Source organism: Candidatus Epulonipiscium viviparus, assembly GCF_030708075.1.
Classification (GTDB): Bacteria; Bacillota; Clostridia; order Lachnospirales; family Cellulosilyticaceae; genus Epulonipiscioides; species Epulonipiscioides viviparus.
On the sequence record NZ_CP117982.1, the window covers coordinates 498410 to 516121 of the forward strand.

Genomic DNA, 17712 nt, shown 5'->3' on the forward strand with positions numbered 1-17712 from the left:
TAAGGAGGAAAAATTTTGATATATTTAGATAATGCGGCAACAACACCAATGAAAAAGGAGGTTGTTGATTCTATGCTACCATATATGTATGGCAATTTTGCGAATCCATCGAGCGTATATCAGATAGCGCAACAAAATAAGAAGGCTATCAATGATTCGCGCGAGGAAGTGGCAAAGTATTTGGGAGCAAAGCCATCTGAAATTTATTTTACAAGTGGTGGAACAGAGTCGGACAATTGGGCAATCAAAGGAGTTGCAGAAGCTAATAGAGACAAAGGCAATCATATTATAACTTCAAAAATCGAACATCATGCGGTGTTGCATACATGTAAGTATATGGAAAAAAATGGGTTTGAAGTAACGTATTTAAATGTCGATGAATTTGGACAGATTCGTCTTGAAGATTTGGAGAATGCTATTAAAGAAACAACGATATTGATTACAATCATGTATGCCAACAACGAGATCGGAACTATTATGCCGGTAAAGCAAATTGGCGAGATTGCAAAGGCGCATAATATTTTGTTTCACACAGATGCGGTTCAGGCAATAGGACAAGTATCGATAAATGTAAAAACACAAAATATCGATTTATTATCTATGTCGGCACACAAAATTAATGGACCAAAAGGCGTTGGGGTTTTGTATATAAGAAACGGCGTGAAGATTTCAGCGTTTATGCATGGCGGAGCGCAAGAAAGAGGGAGACGTGGCGGCACAGAGAATGTTGCGGGAATAGTTGGGCTTGCAACAGCGATAAAATATGCGTATGCAAATTTTGAGCGCAAAGTGATGGAGCTGTCGGTGTTACGCAATAAACTAATTGAGGGCATTATTAGAAACGTGCCATATGCGAGATTAAATGGTCATACTTCTGCGAGGCTACCAAATAATGTAAATATAAGCTTTGAATTTGTTGAGGGCGAGTCGTTGCTATTGTTATTAGACATGAATGGAGTGTGTGCATCGAGCGGGTCTGCTTGTACGTCTGGATCGCTAGACCCGTCGCATGTGTTGTTGGCGATTGGGTTACCACATGAAGAAGCTCATGGATCAGTGCGCTTTACGTTGGGGACCGATACGTCGATTGATGATGTCAATGAGGTGATTGCAAAGTTGCCAGGAATAGTGAAAAGAATGCGTGATATGTCACCTCTTTATGAAGAGTTTGTGGGAGAGGAATAAAAAATAGGCCGTGTGGCAGAATGGAGAATAAAAATGTATACAGAACAAGTTATGGATCACTTTATGAATCCACGTAATGTGGGAGAAATAGAAGATGCAAGTGGTGTGGGGACGGTTGGCAATGCCAAGTGTGGAGATATAATGAAAGTGTATTTGGAGATAGAAGATGGTATTATAAAAGACGCAAAATTTAAAACGTTTGGATGCGGCGCCGCTATTGCAACAAGCTCAATGGCAACAGAGTTGATCATGGGAAAAACGATAGAAGAAGCGCTCCTTATAACTAATAAGGAAGTGATGAATGCATTGGGTGGGTTGCCTCCTGTAAAAGTGCATTGCTCATTGCTTGCAGAAGAAGCGATACAAGCAGCGCTTTGGGACTATGCAGAAAAGAACAACATTGTGATAAATGGGCTAAAAAAGCCAAGTTCCGACATAGATCATCATGATGAGGACGCAGAAGTACGTCATGCGTAAAAAAGTAGTGGTAGGTATGTCTGGTGGAGTTGACAGCTCCGTTTGCGCATACCTTTTAAAGGAACAAGGATATGAAGTAATTGGAATGACGATGCAAATATGGGAGAAAGACATGTCTAGCGAAGGGTCTTGCTGTGGATTGAGCGCAGTAGAGGATGCGAGAAGAGTTTGCGAGATGATAGATATTCCTCACTATGTGGTAAACTTTAGGCAAGACTTTAAGACACGCGTTATAGATTATTTTATTGACGAATATAAAAATGGCAAAACTCCAAACCCCTGTATTGCTTGTAACAGATATGTGAAGTGGGAGTCGATGCTAAAGAAGGCACTGATGATAGGCGCGGACTATATCGCAACGGGGCACTATGCAAGTGTAATTAATATAGAAAATAGATATCAGCTTAAGAGATCAAAATCGCTAAAGAAGGATCAAACGTATGCTTTATATAATTTGACGCAAAATCAGCTAGAAAAAACGATAATGCCATTGGGAGATTATACAAAAGAAGAGATACGACAGATTGCAGCAAAGATAGGATTGCTAGTTGCAAATAAACCTGATAGCCAAGAGATTTGCTTTGTACCAGATGACAATTATTCTAAATATATAGAAGACGCAACAGGCGAAGTTGCCGTGGAAGGCAGTTTTGTAAATAAAGCCGGTGAAGTTCTAGGGAAGCATAAGGGCATTATAAATTATACGATAGGGCAACGCAAAGGATTGGGCATTACGTTCGGTAAGCCAGTTTTTGTAACTAAGATTGATGCAACATCAAATACCGTTACCCTAGGTGATAGCGAAGATTTATTTGCAACTGTGATCTATGCAAAAGATGTAAACTGGATGGCATTGGCTGAGTTTACCGAGCCATTTGTTGCAGCTGCAAAAATTAGATATAGCCATGAGCCGGCCGAGTGTTTGGTGGAAATGGAATCAGGATTGCTAAAGTGCACCTTTGTGCAAGCGCAACGAGCACCAACTCCAGGACAAGCAATTGTTTTATATGATGGAGATTTGGTGATTGGTGGAGGGACTATTGTTGATTAGTTTATAGGAGGACTAGAATGGCATTAGATGGCATCGTGTTGTCAAATATTATATATGAATTGAAGCAAGAGATTTTAGGTGGGCGAATAGAAAAAATTTATCAACCAGAAAAAGAAGAGTTGCTATTGACAGTGCGCAATAACCGAAAAAATAAAAAGTTGCTTTTAACGTGCAATAGTCAGTATCCGCGACTTAGTTTAACAGATCTAATAAAAAATCAGACAGATACCCCACCGATGTTTTGTATGTTTTTGAGAAAGCATATAGGTGGCGGAAAAATAATAAGCATAACGCAACCAAATTTTGAAAGAATTGTCAATATAGAAATAGAAGTGAAAGATGATCTAGGAGATGTTTCAACAAAAATTTTGATACTAGAAATTATGGGAAGACACAGTAATTTAATTTTAACAGCAAAAGAAGATAAGGGGCTACGGATATTAGACAGCATAAAGCATATTTCTTATGATAAATCTAAGGTGCGTCCAATTTTGCCAAACCATATGTATGAGTATCCTCCGAGCCAAGATAAGCTTAATCCGCTGAAAATTAATAAAGAAGATTTTGTAATTGCGGTATCTGGTAAAAAAGGTGAAGTTTTTAAAAAGATATACCAAACTTTTAGTGGGCTAAGTCCATTGATTGCATCAGAAATATGTTTAAATGCTGATGTAGCAGCAACAAATTTAACCATCGACGACACTGAAATGGATAATGTCTATTCAGCCTTTGTTGCAGTGATAGAGCATGTAAAGTTAGCAACCTTTTCGCCTGTATTCTATGAAACAGAAGATGGAATGCCTGTAGACTACTACTCATTTGATCTTAATATGCTAGCTGACAAAGAGAAAGTGCATAGCGGCTCAATTTGCGAAGCGGTGGAAAAATTTACGCATGATAAAAGTCAGAAATATACGATTTCACAGAAGACGGCAGATATTCGCAAGCTGGTCCTAAATTTTATAGACAGAACTGTTCGAAAACAAGCAATTCAGGAAGAAGCTCTAAAGCAAAGTGAAGATAGCGAAAAATATAAAATTTATGGTGAGCTAATTACGGCGTATTCTTATAATATTGCAAAGGGAGATAAAAATTTTGTAGCAATCAACTATTATAGTGAAAATCAGGACGAGATTGAAATTGAGCTAGATCCAGCTAAGAGCGCAATAGAAAACGCGCAGGCTTATTTTAAAAAATATACAAAATTGAAGAGAACTTTTGTTGCCGCGAAGGAGCAGCTCGAGATTATAAAAGAGGATTTGGAGTATTTGCAGTCAGTTTTGGTATCCCTAGATATGCTACAAAATGAAACAGACATACTGGAGCTACGACAAGAGTTGGTTGAGATGGGGTATCTGAAGCGAAAGCAGAAGGATTCCAAGAAGAAGATTAAGAATCAGGCTCCGTATATGAAATTTAAGACTAAATCTGGGCTTGTGATGTATGTGGGCAAAAACAATTATCAAAACGATGAGCTTACGATGAAATTTGGTGCGACACGTTCCTATTTGAAAAGAATAGGCTAAGTTGTATAACTTAAGAACTATTACAGTGAAGAGTAAAATGAATGGGTAACGCCATGAAGTGCTCTCATTAAGCCTGCGGACAGCGTATATTAAATTGAGATAATATAGGTTGTAGAGCCCGCGGAAGTCAGCTGAGCCTGTACCCTAAGGTAGAATTATTCTAACAGGAAATGCGAATCAGAGGTGATCGAGTACATTATAGGCTGGATGGCTATAAAATAACCATGGATAGAATGGAAATGAAAAAAACTGACGAACTTCCGAATGTACGGATCTAAATTGTCGATATATAGAAATGTATATAGGGGTAATAACCCAGGATATGAGGTAAAGTAAAAATCAAATTTATGAAATTCCTTATGATGTTAAAGGCATCATCAAGTATCCAGGTCTAGAGGAAGGTCCTAAAGTTATATGTAAAGCTAACTGTAATGGAACGTGGAAAGCTGTTAATGTGGAGGTCTCAATACCTATGAAGCAGTATTCAGGGGAAACCATCATGGGAGAAACTGAATTTAATAACAGTGATAGTAGGGGCATAGTACCTGTGAAACTGCGATAATAAACAGTGGAGGAAAGGCCCTAAGTCAGCAAAGTATAAATTTATAAATATTATAATAATAGTAAGGTTCGAGTATGACTAATAGAAACACTTCAAGCAATATAAAGAAGGGTTGACTTACACAATGGACTCGACGATAAAGAAACAGTCGCTAAGAAATAATGAATATTACGGGATGCAAGATATATTCGATAAATTATATGATAAATCCAAAAGAGGAAGAATATTTACAAACCTCATGGAGTTAATTAACATGGAAAGTAATATCAGGTTAGCATATAGAAATATCAAAACAAACACAGGATCTAAAACCAAAGGAACGGATAACCTAACAATCAAGGACATATCAGAACTAAACATTAATGAATTCATTAACGATATACAAGTAAAATTAAAAAAATTACAGTCCTCAAGAAGTTAGAAGAGTATTTATTCCCAAACCTAATGGAGAACTAAGACCCTTAGGCATCCCCACAATACAAGACAGAATCATCCAACAAGCAATTAAACAGATTCTTGAACCAATCGTAGAAGCCAAATTCTATAATAAAAGTTACGGATTCAGACCCAATAGAGGGACTTATCATGCAATAGCTAGCCTATACAAAATGATCCAATGCGATAACCTACACTTTATAGTAGATATAGATATAAAAGGTTTCTTTGACAATGTTAACCACTCAAAACTAATTAAACAATTATGGACACTCGGCATAAGGGATAAAAACTTAATCTGTGTCATAGGAAAAATGCTAAAAGCCCCCATCGAGAAAGAAGGGATCCCTAATAAAGGAACACCACAGGGAGGTATCCTATCACCACTATTATCTAATGTAGTACTAAATGAATTAGATTGGTGGATAGACTCGCAATGGGAAAATATTCCTACAAAACACAATTATACAAAGAAGACAAAGCACCCAAACGGAAAAATATATTTCAGCAATAGCAATAAATACAGAGCTCTCAGAAATACAAAACTTAAAGAAGTATATATTGTCAGATACGCGGACGACTTCAAATTAATCTGTCGAGATTATAAGACGGCCAAAACAATGTATCAATCAGTTAAAAATTGGCTAAAAGACAGATTAAACCTAGATATTAATGAAGAAAAATCTAAGATCACAAATTTAAGAACCAAAAGAACCGAGTTCCTAGGATTTGAAATAGGCACACACTTAAAAAGAAATAAATTAGTGGTAACATCAAGAATGTCACGAAAAGCAAAAATAAAAGCGATTAATAAGTTAAGAAAAAAAATTAGACAAATTAAAAAAATGCCACACATGACAATCGTCAAACAATACAATAGTATAGTTTTAGGGCTACAGAATTACTACAAAGTAGCGACGTTAGTCAGTTGTGACTTTGCTGAAATGTACTATAAAATATTTAGAACCTTACGCAACCGCTTAAAAGGGAAGGTCAATAATAAAGGAGACCCTGGTCTAACGTACAAGAGGTTATATAGCGATTACAATGAAAAAGCGAAATTCATTGACAATCAAGTTATATTTCCACTATATGGTATAAAATTTTATAAAGCAACTCATTTCCCTAATGATATCAATAGCTATACAAAGGAAGGTAGAGAAGCAATTCATCGAAAAATTAAAGATATAAATGAACACACCATAAAATATATGTTAGATAACCCGATCGCGAACAGATCAACCGAATACAATGATAACAGAATGTCTCTATATATTGGCCAAAATGGCAAATGTAGAATTACTAAACTTAGATTAGATCCAAAAAATATGGAATGTCATCATATCGAACCTAGGAGCAGAGGTGGAGATGATTCATATGATAACCTAGTACTTCTAAATAAAGAAGTACACAAACTAATTCATATGAAAAACCAGGATTTAATAAAACAAATAGTATACGAACTTGAACTGGATGATAAAGAAAAAGCGGCAATCAATAAATTCAGAGAAAAAATTGGAAATTATAATATTAAATAAAGCAATAATACTAACAATGTTGATGGAACGCCGTATGCTGGGAAACTAGCACGTACGGTGTGGATGAGGGGAAAAGGTGGAGATAAAATCAAAACCTTACCTATTCATATCAAAGGCCAATGATATGTGGTTTCATATTAAAGCTGGGCCAGGGTCGCACGTGATTATGAAGGTGCCAAATGGGCAAGAATTGTCGGAAGAGGATTTGTATGAAGGAGCTCTCGTTGCAGCATATTTTAGTAGCGGAAAGCAATCTAACAACGTGCAAATTGATTATACAACACGTAAAAACGTAAAAAAGGTGCCGGGTGCAAAGCCAGGAATGGTGATCTATTATCATTTTAAGACACTGAGCGTAACGCCTACAGAAAAAGCAATAGCGCAACTAGAAGAGTAAAGTAAAAAGACCTTGCAGAAGTATAGTATACTGCAGGGCCTTTTTGTGTTTTAGAGAAAAAGTTTTGATAAAAGCAATACCATAGCCAAAGTGGTAACACCCATAACAGCCGTGACGCCGGTTTGGCACTTGTACGCTGCTTTAGTATCCATATTTGAAAATTGTGAAACAACCCAAAAAAACGAATCGTTGGCATGAGAGACAGTCATGGATCCGGCCCCAATTGCCATAATAACAAGTACGCGTCCAAGATCGCTTCCAAAACCGAGTGATTCGATCATAGGAGCGATCATGGCGGAAGTGGTGATCATCGCAACTGTGGAAGAGCCCATTGCGGTTTTGAGGAGGGCAGCAATGAGGAATGGAAGAACAGCTCCAATGCCCAAGCCAAGAACGAGCTCTCCAACTACATCTGCTATTGGCAACTTTTGAAGTACGGCACCTAATGCTCCGCCAGCACCGGTAATGGCAAGAATACTAGCAGAGTTGGTTATACCATCAGAAAGCCAGGTGAGAGTCTCTTTTTTGGAAGATTTAGGAATTAAGGTCATGGCAACAAATACACCAATTATTAACGCAATGACAGGATCTCCGAAAAATGTTAAGACAGATTTGATAAACTCACCAATAGATGATTTAAGCAAAAAGTTTGAAATGATAGGGAAGTTGACAACCGATTGTATGGCAATCAAAACTATAGGCACCAAAATCGGTGCGAAACTATGTAGCGCAGAAGGCAATTTCCCATACTTGTCAAGTAATTCAGAAACGGTAGTATCAGAGTTGGCAGGAATATGAACTCGGCGACCAACTAGCATAGCATATAGAATTGCAATAAGCGTAACAGGAATAGAAATAACTAATCCGATTAGAATAGTTAGACCTAAGTTTGCGTTTAGCGTTCCGGCCATTGCAATAGGACCCGGAGTTGGTGGCACAAGACAGTGAGTAGCATAGAGACCTCCAGATAATGCAGTTGCCATGACAGCGAGCGACATATTGTTACTATTGGCTAGAGCTTTTGCAATTGGAGTGAGAATGACAAAACCAGAATCACAAAACACGGGGATACCGGTAACGTAGCCAGTCATACCCATTGTGAGAACGCTTTTCTTTTCGCCAACAATGTTGAGAATGCTATTGGCCATGGTGAGGGCGGCACCAGTTTTTTCGAGAATAGTGCCAATCATAGTTCCGGCCAAAATTACGATACCGATGCTTGCGAGGATATTGCCGAATCCTGATTTTACTGTGGCTATAATGGTGGCTCCGTCTAATCCGGTAAAAAGCCCAACAAAGATAGCGGTAAGAATGAGTACCAAAAATGGATGTTGCTTGAATTTGACTATTGCGACAATCATAAGGATAATTGCAACAAAAATAATTGTTAATATGTATGGTCCTGTCATACAAATCCCTCCCTTTATATAGAATGAACACATAATTTAGTGCTAGGACGACTATATGATAGCATAAGGCAAAAGAAATGTAAATATTTTACAATAAAAAAATGACTTATCGCAACGAATAGCTGCAATAAGTCATTGAGATTAGTTTAAATCGTATACGCCGATATCGAGTAATTTTTTGAGAGCTTCTTCGTCTGCTGCTTTACTAAACCATTCGAAAGCTTTGTTGACATCTTTTTCGACACCACTTCCAGTCATATAGCAAACACCAAGATTAAGTTGAGCTCGTTGATTTCCATTGATTGCGGCACGTTGAAACCAGTGTGCGGCCTGGATAAAATCTTTGGAAACACCTGTGCCATTCATATAGCAAACGCCAAGACTATATTGAGCATTAGAATTTTCTTGCTCTGCGGCCTTTGTATACCATAAAAATGCTTGAGTTACATCACGAGGTATATTTGTACCGTGATAAAAGCAATCACCAAGATAGTATTGAGCATGTGAGTCACCTTTGCGAGCGGCTTTTTTATACTGTTGCATTGTCATAAATGGTACATCTCCTTTTATAAGTCGTATTAGATTTATGAGATCATGGTATATATATATATTCGACATCTAAAATATAACAATATATGTATTTTTTTAGATATATCTTGCAATTCTCATCCAGACATTATCCATATTAACGACAGCGCCTAATTTGAAAGAAGCCTCGACATGACCTTGTTTAGAAGCCTCTAAAAACCAATAATTTGCCGTATCAAAATTAATTTCGACACCTAAACCTTCTTCGAACAGTGTTCCCAAATAAAATTGGGCTTTGGCAACTCCGGCAGTAGCGGCCTTAGTAAACCAGAATGCGGCTTGTTCAACATCTCTAATAACTCCGTTTCCATGAAGGTAGCATAAAGCTAAGTTGTTCTGAGCATCAGCATTGCCAAGTTGTGCAGCTTCGTAAAACCAATATGCTGCTTTTTCAAAATTGGGGTCGCTTCCTGTACTATTGAGATAATGCAGACCTAGGTTGAGTTGTGCACTGCTATTACTTTGCTGAGCTGCTATTGTAAACCACTTGATTGCCGCAGATTGAGAAGCGGCATCGTCTTCTTTATAAGAATACATAACCCCCAAACTATTTTGAGCAAAGATATCTCCTTGTAGAGCAGCTTTTTTAAACCAAAAAATTGCCGTATCAAAATTTTGTTGAACTCCTATACCATTTTCGTAGCAAAGGCCAAGATGATATTGAGCAGTTATTTCGCCTTGTGTCGCGGCTTTGTTAAACCAATACAATGCTAACTTATTATCTGGCAAGACGCCGACCCCAGCCATATAACATACTCCAAGATGCGCTTGAGCTTGGATGTTATTGTGAGTGGCAGATTTTATAAACCAAAATATAGCTTCATTTAAATTTTGTTCAATACCTACGCCATTTTCGTAGCAAAGGCCAAGATGATATTGCGCATCGGTGTTGTTCTGTTGCGCGGCGGCCTGATACCAAAATGTGGCTTCTTCTAAATCTTGAGTAACACCCAATCCATTTGCATAGCAGGTTCCTAAATTAAATTGAGCAGGCGCATAATATTGTTTTACACCCTCCCAAAACCAAAAAACAGCTTTTTGAGTATTTTTTTTGACGCCAGAACCATTTATATAGCACATAGCTAAGTCGACCTGAGCTTGAACATGACCTTGCTTAGCTGCTATTTGAAACCAATAATGTGCTTTCTTTGTATTCTGAGTTATACCCATACCATAAAAATAGCATTGACCTACTTGATAGGTTGCTTCTATATCACCATTTTTGGCCGCCTGTTGATAATTTTCAAATTCCATATCTCCATCCTTTCTGACAAGACTCGTCCTTTCAGTATATGAGAATGAACAACAAAAAAGCACCCCCAAAGGATGCTTTATCACAAAAACATTACCTAAATATTACGGTTATAATTGTAGCAAATTCTCCAAAGCTATTTGTGCCAATATATTTCCTTGGTTTGCAGATTTTTTATACCAATATGCAGCTTTATCTAAATTTTGATCTACTACTATACCTTGTTCATAAAATCTGCCTATATCAAACTGAGCCACGTCATATCCTTGTTGTGCAGATTTTTCGTACCAATAAAATGCTTGTTGCAGATCTATATCTTCGATATCTCCGTATTCATAACACATAGCAATACAATATTGAGCAATATCGTTGCCGTTAATCGCAGCTTGTTGATACCAAGAAAATGCTAGTTCCAGATCTTGCGCGACTCCAATTCCAAAATGATAGCATTGACCTAGGCAACATTGGGATAGCGTGTTACCTTGCTTTGCGGATTGTTCATACCAATAGAATGCTTTTTCTACGTTTTTCGTAACACCTAAGCCTTGCTCGTAAAAATATCCTAGCTGACCTTGTGCCATACTATCATTTTGTTTTGCAGATTTTCGAAACCAATAAACGGCTTTGGTAAAACTTTGAGGAACGCCTAATCCTAATTTATAATAATTTGCCAGGTTATGTTGTGCCTTGGCAAGTCCTTGAGAGGCAGCTTTTTTGGTCCAATAAACTGCTTTATCTAGATCTCTTGGAGTTCCTCGGCCGGATTCGTAGCAATAACCTAGATTACATTGTGCGATGGCAAAATCTTGTTGCGCGGCTTTGATATACCAATAGATAGCTTTAGTGTCATCGGATGTAACTCCGGAGCCCTCTTGATAGCATAAAGCAAGAGCTGTCTGGGCTTCAGGATGTCCTTGTAGTGCAGATTTTTCATACCAATAAAAAGCTAATTGAGGATCTCTTTCAATATTTTTTCCGATATCATAAAAAAGGCCTAATGCCAATTGAATTTCAGGGTCTTGTTCATCTATTTCAACGTCCCAATAAATTGTATTATTAGAATCTTCAGAATCTGTGTTTTCTAGCTCCATTGGAACCTTAATACTATGTTGTGTAGTTGGTTGTTTAAGCTGTCTAAATTTCATAAGCAAAACCTCCTAGGGTAGCCATTACCAAATTATGTCTAAATATATGTCTTAGTATATATTTATGCGAAATAGATTAAAAAGGTGCGTAGATAAGTATAACTATGCTTTGAAATTATAAATTGGCGTTATATATTTAATAATATCGACAGTTGGAGTTATATGGTCAATAATCGCGCTTTTGTCTTTGTATGCCATAGGAGATTCATCGATAGTTTTTTCGGTAATAGAAGTGGAGTATACATCTTTTGTTTGTTCTATAAATTCATCGAGTTGAAATTTTTTAAAAGCGGTGGTGCGGCTATACAATCTTCCGGCACCATGAGGGGCAGAGTAGTTCCAATCTGGATTTCCCTTACCAACACAAATCAGGCTGCCATCGCGCATATTGAGGGGAATTAAGACTGTTTCTCCAAGCTGTGCAGAGATAGCACCTTTGCGTATGATATTATGATCTAGATCGATGTAGTTGTGAATAGTTTCGAAGTGTGTCGTATCTGATAGTGTCGTGGCGAAGTATTTTTCTAAGATGATGTTGGCAATGGTTTTGCGATTTAGAGTTGCATATTGCTGGCAAATTTGCATGTCATGTAGATACTGCTGTTTGTATTTGCCGGTTAGGTAGCAAAGACTTTTGGGAATGGCGGGCTCCATTAGAGTAAATTTTGTAGCCAAATCTTTGAGAGCAGTTTGAATTTCATGGCGACGTCCAGTGGATTTATATTCGGCAATCAAGTGGTCGCGAGCATCATAATACCTGTCTTTGCCAGATAATAATTCATATGCAAGATCTTGATAATATTGAGCAACTTGGGTGCCTAAATTTCTACTACCTGTATGAATAATTAGATACTTGGCATTGGAGTTATCTTTGGCAATTTCGATAAAATGGTTGCCGCCACCGAGGCTGCCTATACTGCGTTCGATGCGTTTGGTTTCGTGTAAATTGCGATAGCAGAAGAGTTCTTGAAGCTTGGGGAATCTGGCCAATCTACCTTCGTGTATATTTTTGCCGGCAGGGACATGCTTGTGAATAAGGGAATCAATTTCAGCAAAGTCTATTTCTTCAGTACCTAGTTCAATAGTTAGCATTCCGCAGCCAATGTCGACACCAACTATATTTGGAATGACCCAGTCGGTAACTTGAGCAGTAAATCCAATAACGCATCCAGCTCCCGCATGTACATCGGGCATTACTCGAATGTTACAATCTTGGGTGAAGGGTTGATCGCATAATAATTGTAATTGTTCTTGCGCTGAGTATTCGAGCTCGTTTGCATATACGAGAGCAATACTATTTGTACCAGTAATTTTAATCATAATCTACCTTCTTTCAGTGATAGTAAAAATAACGATTATATCATTGAAGATATTTAAGTGTCAATTATTTAAACTTTAGTGTTATTTATAAAATGTGCAAAATAATTTATTTACAAATTTTGGCAATATGATATAATAAGAAAGAGAGCTTGGAAAAGGAGAGTGAGTAGATATGGTCAGTGATGATGTAATAATAGGGGTGATAGCCCTAGTTTTGAATACAGCTTATAGTTATGTTTTATTGCATGTAGCCTCGAAGATGGTGGAGGATAAATCAACGTCATTTATAAAAAAGTTGATGTTTTCTATAGCAAACATGGTTTTATATTCGTTAGTATATGCGTTTAAAGTGCCTCATTATATATACTATATATTTGTGTTTACTGCGATTATGATGGAGCTATATTCAATAGGTTTAACGGCCAAAGAAGGGGCATGTATAGCGTCACATGCGATAGTAAATATAAGTGCTATATTTTTGGCCTGTGTTAAGCTGATAACAGCTGCTTATGGAGTACCTGCAAATACAGTATTTACAAACATCGATATAAGATTGCAAATAGTTTCTGTGATGTATATACTGGCAATGTTAGTTGGGGTAATACTATTTAGAAATTTGGGTGCCGAGAATTTGAAAAAAGTACTAAGTGCAAAGGGATATTCTGAAGCTTTGACCGTATTAGGAATCATTCTTACTTGTTATGTTGCAGTAGATGAGTATATCATAATTTTAGGATATAGCTACGAAGATCAAATTATAATGGTGTTGGCAACTGTGTTTTTGGTTATGTCACTATACTATCTAATTTTATACTATACAATTAAAAGTCTAAATATCATTATATATAGAGAAAAAACTGAAGCGGCCAAAATATCATACACAAGGTTAGTGAGTAAGCATAATGGAATTATGAACAAAGTACTTAAAGATGAGTTAACAGATCTCTATAATAAAAAGTATGTTATTAATTATATATCTAAAATGTTAGCTGAGCCTGGTACAGAAAATACAAAGCAAGGAATAATATTTTTGGATATAAATGGTCTAAAATATGTTAATGATACTTTTGGACATAAAGCGGGAGATAAATTGATTCTTGATGTTACATCGGCTGTTAGAAATAGTATTCGTGAGAAGCATCAAGATATTGCAGGTCGCATTGGCGGAGACGAAATTTTGATTTTTATTCCTAATATACATCAAGCGGGGTTAGACAAAATTGTGGAGAGAATTCGCAACAATATAAGACGTAAAAATGAAGCAGAAAAGGATTTTCTTGTTGCAGCTAGTATAGGAGCGATAATGGTAGACGGAGATATGGCAAAGCTAGGTCTTAATAATATTTTAGAAAAAGTAGATGTTTTGATGCGAATGGACAAAGAAAAGTTTTATAAAGAAATGGAGGAAAAAAATGGAAACTATTAATGCATTGATATTCTTTTTATTATTACTGCTTTATAATTACGCAATGTTTGCATATAATTCCTTTATATATATGCCACGAATGGAGTTATGGAAGATTATATTTTTGACAAGTATAATTAACAGCTTATTGTTTATCATACCACAGGCAATACATATAGATAACATAGGACCTATGGTACTTTATGTAATATGTTATACAATACAATTTAATTATATTTATAAGAAAAACTTCCTATCGTGTCTATTTTTTTCTATGGCATTTATGTTGAATTTATATGGTATAGGGCTAATGTCAGGAGGGGTAATATCATTAGTAGTACCTGGTAGTTTAGCAGTTCATCGTACAGATTCAGTATTGAGAATGATAACAACAATTTTTAGTTTGCTACCTGCTATACTTGAAATAGTAATAATAAGAGCTGTGATCAAGAAAGAGAAAATAGATAGATTTTTGTCGCACAGAAAAAGCGTACAGATGGCAGTTTTAATTATGGGTATTGTGTTTTTATATTCTCTAACAGTGATTAACGTAAACAATTATCAAATGATAGATGACATTAGAATTGCTGTATTAAATATTAAAGTAGGACTGATATGTATAACAGGATTTTTGATAGCAATAGGATATGGATATATTTTCGCGATAATGAATTTATATCAAAAGCAATTTGAAAATTATGCAACTTTGATACAGAAAGAGCAAGAGAGCATCCATGAGCTGTCTTTAACTGTTCAAAAAGACTCGTTTACGGGGTTATATTTACGTGATGTTGCTATAGAAAGAATGCAATTCTATAAAAAAAATAGCATGCAATTTTATACAATTTTTGTAGATATGGATGGTCTTAAAACTGTCAACGATATTTATGGACACAATGAGGGCGATTTTTATATACAACAAGTTGTAGAGATATTGAAGCGTAACTTTATCGGCACAATTGTATCAAGAATAGGAGGAGATGAGTTTTTGATTACGGGAACCAGCTATGACTTGGATACACCTTTGCAAAATACGCTTATGCTTTATGAAGAAGTAAAAGCAATTAAAGTTAAAAACGATAAGCATTATAATACATCCATTAGTTATGGACTGGTTAATATAGATGAAACTGCAAGATTTGATGTAGAAAATATTATTAAAATTGCAGATGAAAGAATGTATGAATTTAAGCAAGTAAATAAAAAAGAGCGTAAAGTCAAAAAAATATATAAGTAATGGCTAATTGCCGTATTTTTTTGTTAATTAACTTAAAGGCGCTCTATAGGTTGGCATATTGCTAATGTTTAGTTAGCTACATTATCGGCAGTTGCAGTATTAAACGCTGCATCTAATTCATCGCATTTGCTGATTGTGTTGTCAAAATATACGTAGTCAAAATATTCAATCAATTGATATAAGCTTAGTTTTGCAATTGCCATATCTTTGTCACTAACTTCGTTGGCGAGCTGAGGAAATTGCTCTAAAATTTGATTAACTTGAGACACAAAGGATTTTCGAAGATCTGGTGTCTCTAGCGATGAATTTAACAGTTTAACTCTAAATTGAAATATCATTAAAGGTAATAGATTATACATTTTATATTCAAAAATTTGAGATATACTACACTGCCAAAATAGAAGCTCTTTGACATTCGTTGTAAGGTTCGATTTATATAGGTTTTGCATAGCGCTAACGATATAGGGGCTTTCTTCTAAGTATATATAAGCCTGAACTGGCAATTCATATGCATATGCACCCTCAATGGAATTAAATGTTAATTTTGTAATGGCAGCCTGAAGCGGATATTTTGCTATATGAATTGCCATATATTTGGGGCGTGTTTGAAACTTGATTTGATATATAGCATCTTGTATCTGAATGATCATATCTGCGACAAATACTTCAAAACATATAGTATCTTTAAGAAAATCTAAGGACAAGAAGTGTATGTGGGCATCTGTTATTTCGGCTGATAGGTATCTATCGAGATAGTTGGTTTCATATAAATAATCGAGTGTTCCAAGAAACATGCGTGGAGAGGTCTGAAACAGTGTAGTTAATATTTGATTCAATTTTGAGATAATACTGGGGCTTAGATTTTTGGCTACAGACTGACTGATACCTAAAAAATTTGCTGCAACTTCGGTGGATTTAAATATCGTCTCGAAGATGGGTAGCAAATAAGATAATTTATCTTGGTCTGTTGTGCTTAATTTGGTGTGTAAGATTTGTAATAAATGTTTAGTAACAAGTTTTTTATTGATTCTAGCATATCGTCTGTCAATGGCCATTTTATAGAGGTCTCCTAACCGATGTGATAAAAAAACTGCAGTCATATTATAATTTGATATTATTAAGTTTGCAAGACTGTTCAAAGAAATAATATGCGGACTGAGTAATTGCATCTTGATGTGTATGCAGAAATTAGATATAATAAAAAAATTACTGTAGGAGGTGTAAATATGTATTATATAGGAGTAGATCTAGGCGGAACCAATATAGTGGTTGCGTTATTAAACGAAGAGGGAAGTATTTTAGATGTCATTACAAAGGATACTAAGCGAGAACGTGTAGTAGATCTAATTTTTGACGACATCATTGCAAGTACAGAAGAGATCATTACTCGAAATAATTTAGCAAAAACCGAAATAAAAGGTATAGGTATTGGAAGTCCAGGAATGATAGACTCTAAGGCGGGAGTAATAGTATATGCCAATAACATTGCAATAGACAACTTTGCAGCAGTTGAGTATGTGGAGGCAAGGACCGGAATAACTACAAAAATCGCAAATGATGCGGACTGTGCAGCGCTAGGAGAAGTAATTGCAGGAGCAGCAAAAGGAACAGAAGATGCGGTAGTGATTACATTAGGAACAGGCGTTGGCGGAGGAATTATAATCAATGGCAAAATCTTTAATGGATACTTTGCTGGAGGAGCGGAAATTGGGCATCAAATCATTGTGAAAGATGGGATAAGATGTACGTGTGGAAATTTTGGTTGCCTAGAGTCATATGCATCTGCAACAGCTCTCATCAATATGGCAAATGCAAGGGCAAAAGAATTTCCGGAATCCAAGTTGGCAACGATAGATGAACAGAATATGACAGCCAAGATACCATTTGATTTTGCATGGGCCGGCGACGCAGTTGCAAAGCAATTAATTGAGGACTATATAGATTATGTGGCAATAGGTGTTGCAAATATAATAACAGTATTTAAACCACAAGTAGTGTTGATAGGTGGAGGAGTATCGAAGCAAGGAGATAAATTGATCAATCCATTGACCGAGAAAGTAAAGAAATATGCTTTTGGAGGAGATATGCCGACGCAAATTCGAGTTGCGACACTGGGTAATGACGCGGGAATAGTTGGAGCGGCAATGTTAAATCGATAAGAGAGGTTTAGTTGTCAAAATAAAAT

At 36.3% G+C, this 17712-nt stretch carries 15 protein-coding genes; 9 read left to right on the forward strand and 6 right to left on the reverse strand.

The genetic code is table 11. The features are described from left to right. Window positions 1–15 precede the first annotated feature (15 nt). From nifS to PCY70_RS01750, 6 genes are all read left to right on the forward strand, one after another. Entirely contained in the window at window positions 16–1185 is a 1170-nt protein-coding gene (gene nifS / locus PCY70_RS01725) for a cysteine desulfurase NifS (protein WP_305768208.1), read from the forward strand. A gap of 33 nt (window positions 1186–1218) precedes the next feature. After that, window positions 1219–1662: a Fe-S cluster assembly scaffold protein NifU gene (gene nifU, locus PCY70_RS01730; protein WP_305768209.1), complete on the forward strand. Its 444-nt coding sequence runs from the start codon at window positions 1219–1221 to the stop codon at window positions 1660–1662. Further along, window positions 1655–2713 carry a tRNA 2-thiouridine(34) synthase MnmA gene (mnmA, locus tag PCY70_RS01735; RefSeq protein ID WP_305768210.1) on the forward strand — a complete coding sequence of 353 codons (1059 nt, stop codon included), beginning with the start codon at window positions 1655–1657 and terminating at the stop codon, window positions 2711–2713. The genes nifU and mnmA overlap by 8 nt, the downstream gene beginning before the upstream one ends. A 17-nt stretch (window positions 2714–2730) precedes the next feature. Then, window positions 2731–4239 (forward strand): Rqc2 family fibronectin-binding protein, encoded by a 1509-nt coding sequence (locus PCY70_RS01740; RefSeq protein WP_305768211.1) that lies wholly within the window; start codon window positions 2731–2733, stop codon window positions 4237–4239. A 993-nt stretch (window positions 4240–5232) separates the two neighbouring features. Continuing rightward, a complete protein-coding gene (locus PCY70_RS13840; RefSeq protein WP_323132697.1) occupies window positions 5233–6774 on the forward strand; it encodes a group II intron reverse transcriptase in 1542 nt (513 codons plus the stop codon). A gap of 76 nt (window positions 6775–6850) precedes the next feature. Further along, window positions 6851–7171 carry an NFACT RNA binding domain-containing protein gene (locus tag PCY70_RS01750; protein ID WP_305768212.1) on the forward strand — a complete coding sequence of 107 codons (321 nt, stop codon included), beginning with the start codon at window positions 6851–6853 and terminating at the stop codon, window positions 7169–7171. 50 nt (window positions 7172–7221) lie between these two features. Here the strand turns inward: PCY70_RS01750 and PCY70_RS01755 are convergent, their stop codons facing one another. The 5 genes from PCY70_RS01755 to PCY70_RS01775 form a co-directional block, all read right to left on the reverse strand. Further along, window positions 7222–8580 carry a GntP family permease gene (locus PCY70_RS01755; RefSeq protein WP_305768213.1) on the reverse strand — a complete coding sequence of 453 codons (1359 nt, stop codon included), beginning with the start codon at window positions 8578–8580 and terminating at the stop codon, window positions 7222–7224. 141 nt (window positions 8581–8721) lie between these two features. Next, window positions 8722–9129 carry a tetratricopeptide repeat protein gene (locus PCY70_RS01760; RefSeq protein ID WP_305768214.1) on the reverse strand — a complete coding sequence of 136 codons (408 nt, stop codon included), beginning with the start codon at window positions 9127–9129 and terminating at the stop codon, window positions 8722–8724. Between the two features lie 96 nt (window positions 9130–9225). Next, entirely contained in the window at window positions 9226–10422 is a 1197-nt protein-coding gene (locus PCY70_RS01765; RefSeq protein WP_305768215.1) for a tetratricopeptide repeat protein, read from the reverse strand. 108 nt (window positions 10423–10530) lie between these two features. Continuing rightward, on the reverse strand, window positions 10531–11565 hold the full coding sequence (locus PCY70_RS01770; RefSeq protein WP_305768216.1) for an SEL1-like repeat protein: 1035 nt from the start codon (window positions 11563–11565) through the stop codon (window positions 10531–10533). 102 nt (window positions 11566–11667) lie between these two features. Beyond that, the gene (locus PCY70_RS01775; protein ID WP_305768217.1) at window positions 11668–12885 is read right to left on the reverse strand and encodes an RtcB family protein; all 1218 of its coding nucleotides are present in this window, start codon (window positions 12883–12885) and stop codon (window positions 11668–11670) included. A gap of 172 nt (window positions 12886–13057) precedes the next feature. Between PCY70_RS01775 and PCY70_RS01780 the strand changes: the two genes are divergently transcribed. Together PCY70_RS01780 and PCY70_RS01785 are read left to right on the forward strand one after the other, a co-directional pair. After that, window positions 13058–14311 (forward strand): GGDEF domain-containing protein, encoded by a 1254-nt coding sequence (locus PCY70_RS01780; RefSeq protein ID WP_305768218.1) that lies wholly within the window; start codon window positions 13058–13060, stop codon window positions 14309–14311. Then, window positions 14298–15527: a GGDEF domain-containing protein gene (locus PCY70_RS01785; protein ID WP_305768219.1), complete on the forward strand. Its 1230-nt coding sequence runs from the start codon at window positions 14298–14300 to the stop codon at window positions 15525–15527. Before PCY70_RS01780 ends, PCY70_RS01785 begins: the two co-directional genes overlap by 14 nt. 68 nt (window positions 15528–15595) lie before the next feature. Here the strand turns inward: PCY70_RS01785 and PCY70_RS01790 are convergent, their stop codons facing one another. Continuing rightward, window positions 15596–16582, reverse strand: coding sequence for a hypothetical protein (locus tag PCY70_RS01790; protein WP_305768220.1), 987 nt, complete (start codon window positions 16580–16582; stop codon window positions 15596–15598). Between the two features lie 171 nt (window positions 16583–16753). On the opposite strand from PCY70_RS01790, the gene PCY70_RS01795 reads away from it, so the two are divergent. Next, entirely contained in the window at window positions 16754–17686 is a 933-nt protein-coding gene (locus PCY70_RS01795; RefSeq protein WP_010167282.1) for an ROK family protein, read from the forward strand. Window positions 17687–17712 lie beyond the last annotated feature (26 nt).

Excerpts from the sequence above, each read along its gene's own strand:
- PCY70_RS01770 (WP_305768216.1), bottom strand. The coding sequence starts at position 11,565 with ATGAAATTTAGACAGCTTAAACAACCAACTACACAACATAGTATTAAG.
- PCY70_RS01795 (WP_010167282.1), top strand. The coding sequence starts at position 16,754 with ATGTATTATATAGGAGTAGATCTAGGCGGAACCAATATAGTGGTTGCG.
- PCY70_RS01755 (WP_305768213.1), bottom strand. The coding sequence starts at position 8,580 with ATGACAGGACCATACATATTAACAATTATTTTTGTTGCAATTATCCTT.
- PCY70_RS01740 (WP_305768211.1), top strand. The coding sequence starts at position 2,731 with ATGGCATTAGATGGCATCGTGTTGTCAAATATTATATATGAATTGAAG.
- PCY70_RS01765 (WP_305768215.1), bottom strand. The coding sequence starts at position 10,422 with ATGGAATTTGAAAATTATCAACAGGCGGCCAAAAATGGTGATATAGAA.
- PCY70_RS01785 (WP_305768219.1), top strand. The coding sequence starts at position 14,298 with ATGGAAACTATTAATGCATTGATATTCTTTTTATTATTACTGCTTTAT.
- PCY70_RS01775 (WP_305768217.1), bottom strand. The coding sequence starts at position 12,885 with ATGATTAAAATTACTGGTACAAATAGTATTGCTCTCGTATATGCAAAC.
- PCY70_RS01760 (WP_305768214.1), bottom strand. The coding sequence starts at position 9,129 with ATGACAATGCAACAGTATAAAAAAGCCGCTCGCAAAGGTGACTCACAT.
- PCY70_RS01790 (WP_305768220.1), bottom strand. The coding sequence starts at position 16,582 with ATGGCCATTGACAGACGATATGCTAGAATCAATAAAAAACTTGTTACT.
- nifU (WP_305768209.1), top strand. The coding sequence starts at position 1,219 with ATGTATACAGAACAAGTTATGGATCACTTTATGAATCCACGTAATGTG.
- PCY70_RS01780 (WP_305768218.1), top strand. The coding sequence starts at position 13,058 with ATGGTCAGTGATGATGTAATAATAGGGGTGATAGCCCTAGTTTTGAAT.
- mnmA (WP_305768210.1), top strand. The coding sequence starts at position 1,655 with ATGCGTAAAAAAGTAGTGGTAGGTATGTCTGGTGGAGTTGACAGCTCC.